Raw genomic sequence first — 12,213 nt, forward strand, 5'->3', positions numbered from 1 at the left:
GTTAGGGCACAAGTTATGGGTGTTGCGGTCATGCGGTTGGAACACGATCAAAATGTGGGAGCGGGCTTGCTCGCGAATACGGTGTGTCAGTTAATGCATCCGGTGGCTGATGTACCGCATTCGCGAGCAAGCCCGCTCCCACATTGGTTCGGTGTTGTTCCCGGGGTTAGTGCTTGGCCTCGCGAATCATGTTGCGGGCGATCACCAATTGCTGGATCTGCGTGGTGCCTTCGTACAGCCGGAACAAGCGCACATCGCGATAAAACCGCTCGATGGCGTACTCGCTCACATACCCGGCACCGCCATGAATCTGCACGCAACGGTCGGCCACGCGGCCGCACATCTCCGTGGCGAACATCTTCGAGCAGGACGCTTCGGTGCCGATGTTCAGGCCTTCGTCACGCTTGCGCGCAGCGTCCACCACCATGCAGCGGGCGGCGTAGATTTCGGCCTTGCTGTCGGCGAGCATCGCCTGGATCAGTTGAAACTCGGCAATCGGCTGGCCGAACTGCTTGCGTTCCAGGGCGTACAGCAAGGCATCGTTGAGCATGCGCTCGGCGGCCCCGACGCTCACGGCGGCAATGTGCAGGCGACCCTTGTCGAGCACCTTCATTGCCGTCTTGAAGCCCACGCCTTCGACGCCACCGATCAACTGGTCGGCCGGCACGCGCACGTTGTCGAAAATCACGTCGCAGGTGTGGGCGCCTTTCTGGCCCATCTTGTGGTCGCGCTTGCCCAGGGACAGGCCCGGCGTATGACGCTCGACGATGAATGCACTGATGCCGCCCGAGCCCTTGATGTCCGGGTTAGTGCGGGCCATCACCGTGTAGATCCCGGCGTGGGGGGCATTGGTGATAAAACGTTTGGTGCCGTTGATGACGTAGTGATCACCGTCGCGAACGGCGGTGGTTTTCAGCGAGGCGGCGTCGGAGCCGGAGTCCGGCTCGGTCAGGCAGAACGAGCTGAGCAGTTCACCGCTGGCCAGCTTCGGCAGGTAGTGCTGCTTCTGCGCCTCGGTGCCGTCCAGCAGGATGCCGATGGAGCCGATGCCGTTGTTGGTGCCGAAGTAGGAGCGGAATGCCGGCGAGGTGCGCCCCAGCTCAAAGGCCACGTTGACCTCTTCTTCCATGGTCAGCCCGAGGCCGCCGTAGGCTTCGGGCAGGGTCAGGCCGAACAGGCCCAGCTCGCGGAACTGGCTGACGATATCCGCCGGGACGTCATCGGTCTCGGCCAGCTCGTTTTCCCGTGGGATCAGCGCTTCGTTGACGAACTGCTGCAGGGTTTCCAGCAACAGGTGAAGCGTTTCGGCGTCTCGGATCATGTGCATTCCTCAGCGGCCCGTTCAGCGGGCCTGTTGTCGTCAATCTGCCGAGGCCCTGCACCGATCTGTCTAGCGGGTGGCGGCCTCGATGTTGTTCACCATGTGCTTGAGACGGGGCCCGATGTCGTCCTCGAGTTTCTCCCGGGAGAGGTGAAAACTCGGTCCGCCACAGTTGAACGTCAGCAGCCCATGTTGTGCATGCAGCAGCGGTACGGCGATGGCGTTTACATCGCGGTGCCACTCACCGATCGACATGCAGTAGCCGAAATCGGTGTAATCCCGGAAGGCGCGTTCCAGGCCCTTCCTGATGCCCGGCCAGTCCTCCAGATGACGCTGGCGGATGTGGTCGAGGATAAATTCCCGCTCGTTTTCCGGCATCGCTGCCAGGCAGGCGCGGCCTGCGGAACTCAAGTGCAACGGCAACCGCGTACCGACCTGGCGGCGCATGGTCATGTTGGCTTCACCCTGGACCACGTCCAGGTACACCATGTCCAGGCGGTCCCGCGTGGCCATCGCCACTGCGGCCTGGGCGTACTTGGCCATCGTCTCCATCAGTGGATGGGCCACGGCCCGCACCGACAGGTTCGACAGCATGGCGTAACCGAACGCCATCACCCCTACATCCAGCTGATACCGGCCCGACTGCGGCAGGTGCTTGAGATAGCCCAAGCGGGTCAGCGTGTGGGTCATCCGCGTAATCGTCGGCTTTGGCAGCCCGGTCTTGCGCGCCAGTTCCTGGTTACCCAGCACGCTTTCGCTGGGGGTGAAGCAGCGCAGCAGTTCCAGGCCTCGGGCCAGGGCGGTGACGAACTGGCGGTCCTTGTCTTCCTCCTCGTCGGCGTTCATCGGGTCGAGCAGCAAGTGCTCGAACCCGTGGTTGCCGGCCGGTGTTTCGGGTGTGTTCGGGTCCAGGTTTCGACGGCGCATGTTAGTCCCCCTTTTTTTAGAAAATCAACAAAACAAAATTGTATTCCGCACAGCGAAACTAAGCAACTTCGCGGGTGATTGTCTTTTTGTTTAATAAAATCTGTCTAAACAACGAGTTATAGCCCGATTTACGGGGTGCTCAGGTTTTTACGTTTACATCACGATGGGTCGGTCCTTATGATTATCGCTAAATACGGAATGTTGTTTCGCATAGCGAAACTGTCGATATCCGAACTAACAAGAACATTGCAGCAGGAGAATCTGTGGCCAGCCTCGACCAACCCGTAGTGCACCTCGACGTCCAGGACAATGGCGTCGCCGTGGTACGCATCCACCGTCCCGAAGTGAAAAACGCCTTGAACGCCCAGGTCCGCGAAGAGCTGGCCGAGCATTTTCGTGCCCTGGCCAAGCGCCGTGATGTGCGCGCCATCGTGCTCACCGGCGGCGATCAGTTCTTCGTGGCCGGTGCCGACATCAAGGAGTTCGCCAGTGCCAGCCCGATCGAGATGTATCGCCGGCACACCGAATACCTGTGGGAAGCCATCAGCCGCTGCCCGAAGCCGGTGATCGCCGCAGTGAATGGTTTTGCCCTGGGCGGCGGGTGTGAGCTGGCCATGCATTGCGACCTGATCGTCGCCGGGGAATCGGCGCGGTTCGCCCAGCCCGAGGTCAAGCTGGGCCTGATGCCGGGCGCCGGTGGCACCCAGCGCCTGGTGCGCGCCGTGGGCAAGTTCCAGGCCATGCGCATCGCGTTGACCGGCTGCATGGTCAAGGCGCCGGAAGCGCTGGCCATGGGCATGCTCAGCGAGGTGGTGGCGGATGACCAGACCATCCCCCGCGCCCTGGAGCTGGCGGCGCAGATTGCCGCCTTGCCGCCGCTGGCGGTGGAACAGATCAAGGAAGTGATGCTCGCCGGTGCCGACCTGCCGCTGGAAAGCGCGCTGGTGTTGGAGCGCAAGGCCTTTCAACTGCTGTTCGATTCGGCAGACCAGAAGGAGGGCGCCGCGGCGTTCTTCGAAAAACGCACCGCGAACTACCTGGGGGAATGACGATGACGGATTCAATCAAGATCATGGGCCTGGTAGGCACCGGCGTGATGGGCGCCGGGATTGTACAGATTGCCGCCCAGGCCAATGTGTTGGTGCGCTTGTTCGACGCCCGCGACGGTGCGGCGCAGACTGCCCGGGACAACCTCGGCACCACGCTTTCCAAGCTGGCCGCCAAGGGCAAGATCACCCAGGCGGCGGTGGACGCAACGCTGGAAAACCTGCAAGTGGCCGCCACCATCGGGGAGCTGCACGATTGCGACCTGGTGGTGGAAGCCATCGTCGAAAACCTCGACGCCAAGCGCGGCCTGTTGCAGCAACTCGAAGGTGTGGTCAGCGCGGCCTGCATCCTCGCTACCAACACCTCATCGCTGTCGGTCACGGCCATCGCCACCGGCTGCCAACACCCTGAACGGGTGGCCGGGCTGCACTTCTTCAACCCGGTGCCGTTGATGCGCGTCGTCGAGGTGATCGACGGCCTGGCCACCGCGCCGAAGGTCGGCGATGACCTGCTGGCCTTCGTTGCCCGCACCGGCCATCGCGGTGTGCGCGCCAAGGACACCCCGGGTTTTATCGTCAACCACGCCGGCCGTGCGTACGGCACCGAAGCCTTGAAGATGCTCGATGAAGGCGTTGCCGAGCGCGGCGATATCGACCGCATCCTGCGTGAAGGCGCAGGGTTTCGCATGGGCCCGCTGGAACTGCTGGACCTCACCGGGCTCGACGTGTCCCACCCGGTGATGGAGTCGATCTACAACCAGTTCTATCAAGACCCGCGCTACAAACCGTCGCCCCTGACCCGCCAGATGCTGGTGGGCGGACGCTTCGGGCGCAAAAGCGGGCAGGGCTTCTACCGCTATGAAAATGGCCAGGTGGTCGACGGCCCGCAGCCGCAACCGGTGCCTGCCATCAAGCTATTCCCGCCGGTGTGGATCGCCACCGAAAACGCCGATGACTACGAGCGCCTCAGCGCCCTGGTGATCGAGTTGGGCGCGCACCTGGAAAGCGCGGCGCAGCCATCGCCAGAAGCGTTGTGCCTTTTGGCGCCTTACGGCCTCGACGCCACCTCGGCCAGCGAACGCTTCCACACCGACCCGGCGCGCACCCTGTGCATCGACCTGCTGACCGACCTGTCGCGCCATCGCACCCTGATGCAAACCCCGCTGACGTCCAGCGCCAGCCGCGACGCCGCCCACGCGCTGCTCGCCAATGACGGTGTAGGCGTGACGGTGATCAGCGACAGCGTCGGCTTCGTCGCTCAGCGCACCCTGGCGATGGTGGTCAACCTGGCCTGCGACATTGCCCAGCAACGCATCGCCAGCGTCGACGATATCGACCAGGCGGTGCAGCTCGGCCTGGGTTACCCACAAGGCCCACTGGCCTGGGGCGATGCCCTTGGGCCACGGCGCATCCTCACGATTTTGCAGCGCATGAGCGAACTCACCCACGACCCACGTTATCGCCCCAGCCCCTGGCTGCGGCGGCGTGCGGTGCTGGGGATTTCCCTGCGTCATGAAGAGCCGGCAGTCGGCTGATTTCGATTCATCACAGGACAAGAATAATGGGTGCATTGACAGGTTTGCGGGTGCTGGACTTAAGCCGGGTATTGGCCGGGCCCTGGTGTGGCCAGGTGTTGGCTGACCTGGGCGCGGAAGTGATCAAGATCGAACGGCCGCAAAGTGGTGACGATACCCGGGGTTGGGGGCCGCCGTGGATGAAGACCGACACTGGTGAATCGTCCGGGCAGGCGTCGTATTACCAGTCCACCAACCGCGGCAAACTCTCCGTGGCCATCGACCTCGCCACCAGCGAAGGCCAGGAACTGGTGCGGGCGCTGGCGGCCAGCTCCGACGTACTGATCGAAAACTACAAGGCCGGTTCCCTGGCCCGCTATGGCCTGGACTACGCGACCCTGGCCGAGATCAATCCTCGGCTGGTGTACTGCTCCATCACCGGTTTCGGCCAGACCGGCCCGCGTGCCGAAGAGCCCGGCTATGACTTCATCATCCAGGGCATCGGCGGCCTGATGAGCATCACCGGCGAGCGCGACGACCTGCCCGGCGGCGGCCCGCAAAAAGTCGGCGTGGCGTTCTCCGACCTGATGACCGGCCTGTATTCAACCGTCGCGATCCAGGCCGCTCTGCTCAGCCGCGAACGCACCGGCGTCGGCCAACACATCGACATGGCCCTGCTGGACGTGCAAGTGGCAACCCTGGCCAACCAGAGCATGAACTACCTGGCCTCGGGCAAGGTACCGCAGCGCTACGGCAACGCCCACGCCAACATCGTGCCGTACCAGGTGTTCCGCGCCGCAGACCGCGACTTCATCATTGCCTGCGGCAACGACAGCCAGTTTATTGCGCTGTGCCACAGCATTGGTTTGCCACACCTGCCGCAAGACCCGCGCTTTCGGCGCAATGCCGATCGGGTCGCGCATCGGGCAGAGATTGTCGAGCTGTTGTCGGCGCACTTCCTGGGGCGTACGGCGGACGAGTGGGTGGCGAGCATTCACGCGTCGAAAGTGCCGGTGGGCGCGATCAATAACATCGCTCAATCCCTGGAAGAACCGCAGGTGATTGCCCGTGGGTTGATGGTGAAAATCCCGCATCCCAAGAATCCGGAGTTCGAGATGGTCGGCAGCCCGATCAAGATGTCGGGCACGCCGGTGGAGTATGTAAGGCCGGCGCCGATGTTGGGACAGCACACCGATGAAGTGCTGGGTGAGCGGCTGGGGTTGTCGGCAGAACAGCTGGGGCAACTCAAGGCGGGTGGGGTGATCGAGCAACTCGACTGAGCCGTTTCAAACAGGCGACTCCTGCGCCGAACGTTGTTGAACAAACCGTTCGATCAACCACCTCGCCGCAGGCCCCGGTGGCACATCCGTGCGGTAGATAACGTCGAACGTGTATTTGCCGCTTTCGTATTCCGGGATGTTCAATTTCACCAGCCGGCCACTCTCCAGGTCCTCCTGCACCATCGGGGTCGGCATGTTCCCCCAGCCGATCCCTTCACGCAGCAGCATGTGCTTGGCGCCCAGGTCGGCCAGGCGCCAGGTGCGGTTGCTGAGCACGGCGAAATCCTTGTCCTTGGTCAGGCGTGAGCGATCGGACAGGACCAGTTGCGTCAGCTCGCGCCCGGCGCCCGGTACATTGGCGTCGCCTGATGCCAGTGGATGATTCGGCGCGGCCACCGGGATCAGCTCGACACTGCCGATGCCCATCCGTTCGATCCCGTCGATGCCCTCATTCATCGGCCCGCTCACGCCGATGATCGCTTCGCGGTTGATCACCAGTTCAGCGACGGCGCCGAGCGCCTCCATGTGCAGGTGCAGTGAAACCGTGGGGAACGCCTCCCGAAAGGATTTGAGGGCGTCCACCACGCGCTCGGCGGGAAGCATCACATCCAGCACTACATGGACTTCGGCTTCGAGCCCCTGAAGCAGGCCTTTGACCTTGGCGCGCAAGCCATGAATGCCGTTGGTGATGGTCCGGGCTTCGGCCAGCACGGTGCGCCCTGCCTCGGTGAGCTGGGGTTTGCGGGTGGTATGGCGGTCAAACAGCGACACGCCCAGTTGTGTTTCCAGGTTGGCGATCGAGTAGCTGACGACCGAGGTGGCGCGGTGAAGTTTTCGGGCGGCCGCTGCAAAACTGCCGACTTCCACCACCGTCAGGAACACGCGCAGTTGGTCCAGTGTCGGTGTTCCGGGCTCAGAAAGCATGTGGGTAGCCTCAGGCGTGCGTTGATTGATGCAGAGTAGCTTGTCTATTTAATCGAATCTAATGATCTAAATTAACCAGCTATTCAGATTAGCTGGTCAGGCGCAACATTTCTTCAAGAGAGCGGTTCATGTCGAGCCGTTTCCAATCGAAGGAAATATCCCATGTCTACTTCTCAACACATCGCTCATTCCGACAACGCCGAACACAGCCAATCTGATGTGGCTCATGCCTCGGCCTCGTTGATTGGCCGAGTACTGCTCAGTGCCATCTTCATCCTCTCCGGCGTTTCGAAACTGGCAGCGCCCGCCATGATGGTTGGTTACATCAGCTCCGTCGGGTTGCCGTTTCCACAAGTGGCATTGGTGGTGGCGGTCATCGTTGAACTGGGCGGTGGCCTGGCGCTGATCGCGGGTTATCGCGCCCGTGTCGTTGCGGCGGTACTGGCACTGTTCAGCGTGGCCACGGCGCTGGCTTTCCATAATGCGCTGGGAGATCAAAACCAGTTCATCCACTTCTTCAAGAACATCGCCATGGCCGGTGGCCTGCTGCAAGTGGTTGCCTTTGGTGCCGGTCGTTTCAGCCTCGATGCTCGTCGCCGCTGATACCGCCTGGAGCAATCATCATGGCCGTTCATGAAACCGTTGCCCCTCGGGCAATCACTTACCGCACCACCGGCAGTGGGCATGGCCCGATTGTGAGGCTGATGAGCCCTTCGGACCTGGGGCACCTGATCAAGCCTTTCGTGTTCCTGGATCTGTTTGAAGGCGAGAGTTCATTCATCCACGGCATGCCCATGCACCCTCACTCGGGCATCGCCACCGTCACCGTGATTACCGAAGGCAATCTGCATTTTGAGGATGCTGAATCGGGTGTCGGGACGATCGACTATGGCGGTGTTGAATGGATGCGGGCGGGTGGTGGCGTGTGGCACGGAAAGGAGATGTCGGTTGGCACGTCTAAGCGCATCCAGGGTTTTCAATTGTGGGTTGCACTGCCACCGGCGTTGGAAAACGCGCGCGTCGATAGCCAATACCTGGAGTCAAGCGTGATGCCGGAAGCGGGGCCGGCACGGGTGATTGTTGGCGAGTACCAAGGTGTGCAAAGCCCGGTTCGGGCGCCGGCGGGCATTAATTACCTGTTGGTTACGCTGCAAGACGGTGAGTCCTGGACCTATGTGCCGCCCAATGGGCACGAGTCATTGTGGCTGAGTGTCAGCCGCGGGCAGCTCGCTGCACCCGGCCTAGTCATGGCGGGAGAAATGGCCGTCTTCGAACCCGGCAGTGGCGCTGTGACGCTGACGGCGATGCAGCGCGATACGGTGTTCGTGATCGGTTCAGCGGCGCCTCACCCCTATGACCTGGCGCTGGGAAACTACTCGGTTCACACCAGCGCGCAGGCCTTGCACGCGGGCGAGGCAAAAATTGCCGAAATCGGCGCCCGGTTGCGTGAGCACCTGGGGCGTGCAAAGCAGCCCGACACCGTGCCCGTTTTCCGCTAACCCAAACGACCCATGTCGGCCCATTTACGCGGCACCTGGCTGCACCTACAGGAACTGAAATGCTAGAGCACCGACTCAAGGCCGATCTCGGCGGCGGCGACTATGGCTGGCTCAAGGCCCGTCATCACTTCAAGGTAACGCCCGATGGCAATCCCGCTCACCGCCCCCTGGGGGCTCTGGTGGTCTGGAACGATGACCTGATAGCGCCTGACAGCGGCTTCCCGATGCATGGCCACGAAAACATGGAGATCGTTTCCTACGTGCTGGAAGGTACGGTGAGTCATCGGGACAGTGCCGGCGGCCAAGGCCGTACCGAGGCGGGTGACGTGCAGGTGATGAGTGCCGGCACCGGAATTCGGCATGAAGAGCGCAACGCGCAAGGTGTTCCGTTAAGGCTGTTTCAGATCTGGTTGCGGCCACGGGAAAACGGTGGTGTTCCCCGTTGGGGGTCGCGCCCGTTTCCAAAGGCGGGTCGGGCTGGTCAATGGGCCGTGTTGGCCAGCGGGATGCCGGACGATCAGGGCGCATTGCAGATCTGCGCCGATGCACGGGTGCTCGGCGCCACACTCAAGGCCGGTCAGCGCTTGAACTATTCGATGACTGGCCAGGGCTATCTGGTGCCGACCCTCGGTGCAGTGACAGTCAATGGCGCGACGGTTGAAGGCGGGGATGGTGTGGCCATGACCCAAGAGCGCGTGCTGGCGGTCGAGGCTATCGACGATACCGAAGTGATACTGGTCGAGGTGTTTTGAGCATGAGCACGATCATCATGACCGGCGGGACGTTCGGCCTGGGGGAAGCGACTACGCAGCGGTTGAGCTCGACTCCTGGCACCCGGCTTATCCTTGGCGGGCGTGAAACCCGTTGGCCCCTGGAGCTGGCGAGCCTAAGCAGCGTCAGGCAGTTCGCCAGGCAAGTACTCGATACCCTGGGCGAGACGAAGATTGATGCCCTGGTGCTGAATGCCGGGCTCAGCTTTCCCACAGCGGTGCGCACGGTGGACGGTTATGAGACCACCTTTGCGGTGAATCACCTCGGCCACTATTTACTGCTGCGGCTGCTTGCCCCTGCGTTGGCACCTGATGCGATTGTGGTGATCACCACCAGCAATACCCATGACCCGATGTTCAGCCCGGTCACCCCGTTTCCCTATGTCGATGCACACCAACTGGCGTACCTGGACCTTGAATCTGGCGGCCTGGCATTCGAGTCCGGATTCCGCGCTTACGCCACGTCGAAGCTGTGCAACCTGTTGACGGCGCGTGCCTTCGCGGCGGCATCCGATGCCCGAGTGATTGCTTATAACCCTGGGTATATTCCCGGTACTGGTCTGGGGCGCAACTTGCCGCCGGGGACGCTGCCGCTATCGAGCGCTCAACAGGCTGAGGCCGCGCGCCTGCACGCCGGGCACGTCCTGGCCGATCTTGCGCTTGGGCGCATCGTTCCGCCGCCCGGGCGTCTGTATGCATCCCTTGTGAGGGGCGAGGTGACGTGGCCCGAGCCGTCCGAGCTGGCTAGGCGTGAGGATGTTGCGCAGAAGCTTTGGAATGACAGCGCGGTGTTGACGGGCTTGGCCTGAGGGCATTATCGAGCGGGGGAAGCTGACGGCAGCTGGTTCACAACTGCCGTCCGCTTTTTAGCGCGTGACTTCTTTCAGGTAGGTATTTCGGGCAGCAACGGCAGTCGGCGTGAAGTCTGTAAATACACCATCAACACCGGCCCGGAAAAAGGCCAGGTATTCGGCCGCCGGGTTGCCCTTGTAGGCGCCTGCCAGGTACTTCGCTTCGTTGCGGAAGGTGAAGATATGGACGAACAGCCCGGCCTTGTGCGCATCGCTGATCAGGCTGGTGGGCTTGAAGGTGTCGACCTCGGGCAATCCGGGGTTTGGCGCTGAAGTGGCGGTCAGCGACATCGCTTGTGGCTTCCACGGGCCGATGCCGTCGGCGTAGGTCTTGACCTCGGCCAACCCGGCCGGTGTCAGCAGCGCACCAAACGAGCGTGGGTCGCCCGCGACGGTCCAGCTATAAGGGCGGCCGCTGACGAAGGTGTTGGGTTTGTCGGTGATGAAAATGGTTTCGCCGGTCTTGAAGTTCACCCCGTTCCCATCCACCAGTTGAACAGCCCTGGCTTGCAGGCCGATAGAGCGTAGGTATTTCAGGCTGTTGGGGTCAAAGCTCTGCACAAACACCGGCGCGTCTTTGCGATTGAGGTTGTTGTCTTTCAGGGTCTTGAGAAACGCGGCTTCGAACGGATGACTGCCCGGCGCGCCGCACCCATTGGCAATGGCCTGGGCGTTGTTCCAGATCGGGTTCTTGCTTTCGGGGTAGGTCGTGATCACCCGGCCGGTGGCGGCACTTTTGGCTTTGGCAATGTCGATCACTTCCTGGAAGCTCAGGATCGGCAACTTGCCGTTGAGGTCGGTGGGGCGCTCGTCCCGGGCATCGTAGGTTGTGCCGCCGATCCATTGCTTGAGTTCGGCCAGGGTGAAATCGCTGATAGACCAGTCATTGGTATGGTCTTCGCCATCCACGATCAAGGACTTCAGCACGGATTTTGGATCGTTGGGGTTGGTCAAGTCGCTCAGGTACTGGGCCGGGCCATTCTCGGCGGTGGCCGGATACCGGACGTTAACCAGTACGCCCGGAACCGTACGTTTGCGGCGTGCAACCTCTGGGTTGGTCTTCGCGACGTCGCTGATGTTGGTGTTGTCGCTCAACCAGGGATTGTGTCGGGCCACCAGTACACAGTCCTTGGTCATGTGCAGGTCCAGCTCCAGCGAATCCGCCCCCGCATCGGCCGCATGTTCATACGAGGCCCGGGTTTCCTCCGGGTAAAGCCCCGGCAGGCCGCGATGGCCGATCACCAGGGGCGGTGCACCGTCGAGGGTCTTGAACGAAGCAGAGGCGACCGGTGCGCTCTTGGTCACACTGTCACACGCGCTCACCGTCAGGGCGCATCCGATAACGATAAAACGGGCGAGCAGGGTTTTTACCGCAGGCGGGCCTGAGCGAGTGTGCATATGTTGTCCTTCAAGAGGAGGGTAGGAGCGGGGTATCTGCGGATGTTGGCGTTGGCGTATGACAGCGTTGTGACAAGTGTGGAGATGATGATTTCCGGGCGCGGCGCAATCTGGGGTACACAAAATCTCACTGAACGCTTGACTTCTCCTTTTCAATCAGTAACATACGGCGCATTCCGCGATAGCTCAGTTGGTAGAGCAAATGACTGTTAATCATTGGGTCCCTGGTTCGAGTCCAGGTCGTGGAGCCAGATAGTAAAAAAGCCTGCAGCGATGCAGGCTTTTTTTTGCCTGGAATTTGACCCGACCACTCGATTCAGGCGTGTCCTCGAAACAGACGGTATTCGTCGGGCATACAGACTGCACAAGGACGATATCCAGCCGCGATAGCAGTGAATTCATCGAGAAAAAACACGCGATTTTTCACATAGCCGCCGCGCGCAATCGCTTGCAGTGCCGCACGGCAGTCGAGCTTTCCATAGAGCCTGCTACGACGGTGCCCGCCCAGCGTTCCCGGCTCGGGGCTTGGGAAAGGTTCTGCGTCTGCGCCCATCAGTATCCATACGGTTTTTTCAGCCATCGCCTGTACTCCTGCCGTAACGGCCCGCGCTTGCGTCCCTATGTATCGCCTTTCATATTGGGTAGCACACCCGGTTTCTTGCTTTTTTTATCGCTCAAAGACA

Annotated in this window: 12 protein-coding genes and 1 tRNA gene; 8 read left to right on the plus strand and 5 right to left on the minus strand. The window is 61.6% G+C overall.

Annotated features, from left to right (window positions below):
* Positions 1-166: 166 nt before the first annotated feature.
* Positions 167-1,321, minus strand: a complete 1,155-nt coding sequence (locus tag P3C29_RS01650) for an acyl-CoA dehydrogenase family protein (protein ID WP_275963757.1) — start codon at positions 1,319-1,321, stop codon at positions 167-169.
* 69 nt (positions 1,322-1,390) lie between these two features.
* Positions 1,391-2,248 (minus strand): IclR family transcriptional regulator, encoded by an 858-nt coding sequence (locus tag P3C29_RS01655; RefSeq protein WP_169387546.1) that lies wholly within the window; start codon positions 2,246-2,248, stop codon positions 1,391-1,393.
* 263 nt (positions 2,249-2,511) lie between these two features.
* Between P3C29_RS01655 and P3C29_RS01660 the strand changes: the two genes are divergently transcribed.
* Genes P3C29_RS01660 through P3C29_RS01670 form a run of 3 tightly spaced genes read left to right on the plus strand, consistent with a single transcriptional unit; the run spans position 2,512 to position 6,088 of the window.
* A complete protein-coding gene (locus P3C29_RS01660; RefSeq protein ID WP_010175990.1) occupies positions 2,512-3,297 on the plus strand; it encodes an enoyl-CoA hydratase in 786 nt (261 codons plus the stop codon).
* 2 nt (positions 3,298-3,299) lie between these two features.
* On the plus strand, positions 3,300-4,829 hold the full coding sequence (locus P3C29_RS01665; protein WP_275963758.1) for a 3-hydroxyacyl-CoA dehydrogenase: 1,530 nt from the start codon (positions 3,300-3,302) through the stop codon (positions 4,827-4,829).
* A gap of 26 nt (positions 4,830-4,855) precedes the next feature.
* Positions 4,856-6,088 (plus strand): CaiB/BaiF CoA-transferase family protein, encoded by a 1,233-nt coding sequence (locus P3C29_RS01670; RefSeq protein WP_201122560.1) that lies wholly within the window; start codon positions 4,856-4,858, stop codon positions 6,086-6,088.
* A gap of 6 nt (positions 6,089-6,094) precedes the next feature.
* Here P3C29_RS01670 and P3C29_RS01675 read toward each other — a convergent pair whose 3' ends face one another.
* Positions 6,095-7,012 carry a LysR family transcriptional regulator gene (locus tag P3C29_RS01675; RefSeq protein ID WP_275963759.1) on the minus strand — a complete coding sequence of 306 codons (918 nt, stop codon included), beginning with the start codon at positions 7,010-7,012 and terminating at the stop codon, positions 6,095-6,097.
* A 162-nt stretch (positions 7,013-7,174) separates the two neighbouring features.
* On the opposite strand from P3C29_RS01675, the gene P3C29_RS01680 reads away from it, so the two are divergent.
* The 4 genes from P3C29_RS01680 to P3C29_RS01695 are packed head-to-tail and all read left to right on the plus strand — an operon-like array spanning position 7,175 to position 10,090.
* Positions 7,175-7,615, plus strand: a complete 441-nt coding sequence (locus P3C29_RS01680) for a DoxX family protein (protein WP_169387550.1) — start codon at positions 7,175-7,177, stop codon at positions 7,613-7,615.
* A 20-nt stretch (positions 7,616-7,635) separates the two neighbouring features.
* Positions 7,636-8,511: a pirin family protein gene (locus tag P3C29_RS01685; protein ID WP_169387551.1), complete on the plus strand. Its 876-nt coding sequence runs from the start codon at positions 7,636-7,638 to the stop codon at positions 8,509-8,511.
* A gap of 59 nt (positions 8,512-8,570) precedes the next feature.
* Positions 8,571-9,263 carry a pirin family protein gene (locus P3C29_RS01690; protein ID WP_275963760.1) on the plus strand — a complete coding sequence of 231 codons (693 nt, stop codon included), beginning with the start codon at positions 8,571-8,573 and terminating at the stop codon, positions 9,261-9,263.
* Between the two features lie 2 nt (positions 9,264-9,265).
* Positions 9,266-10,090: an SDR family NAD(P)-dependent oxidoreductase gene (locus P3C29_RS01695; RefSeq protein ID WP_275963761.1), complete on the plus strand. Its 825-nt coding sequence runs from the start codon at positions 9,266-9,268 to the stop codon at positions 10,088-10,090.
* A gap of 57 nt (positions 10,091-10,147) precedes the next feature.
* Here the strand turns inward: P3C29_RS01695 and P3C29_RS01700 are convergent, their stop codons facing one another.
* A complete protein-coding gene (locus tag P3C29_RS01700; RefSeq protein ID WP_169387554.1) occupies positions 10,148-11,530 on the minus strand; it encodes a glycerophosphodiester phosphodiesterase family protein in 1,383 nt (460 codons plus the stop codon).
* Positions 11,531-11,705: 175 nt separating this feature from the next.
* Between P3C29_RS01700 and P3C29_RS01705 the strand changes: the two genes are divergently transcribed.
* Positions 11,706-11,781 (plus strand) — tRNA-Asn (locus tag P3C29_RS01705).
* A 65-nt stretch (positions 11,782-11,846) separates the two neighbouring features.
* Here P3C29_RS01705 and P3C29_RS01710 read toward each other — a convergent pair.
* Positions 11,847-12,110, minus strand: coding sequence for an Ada metal-binding domain-containing protein (locus tag P3C29_RS01710; RefSeq protein ID WP_275963762.1), 264 nt, complete (start codon positions 12,108-12,110; stop codon positions 11,847-11,849).
* Positions 12,111-12,213 lie beyond the last annotated feature (103 nt).

The organism is Pseudomonas sp. 1912-s, assembly GCF_029269205.1.
Classification (GTDB): domain Bacteria; phylum Pseudomonadota; class Gammaproteobacteria; order Pseudomonadales; family Pseudomonadaceae; genus Aquipseudomonas.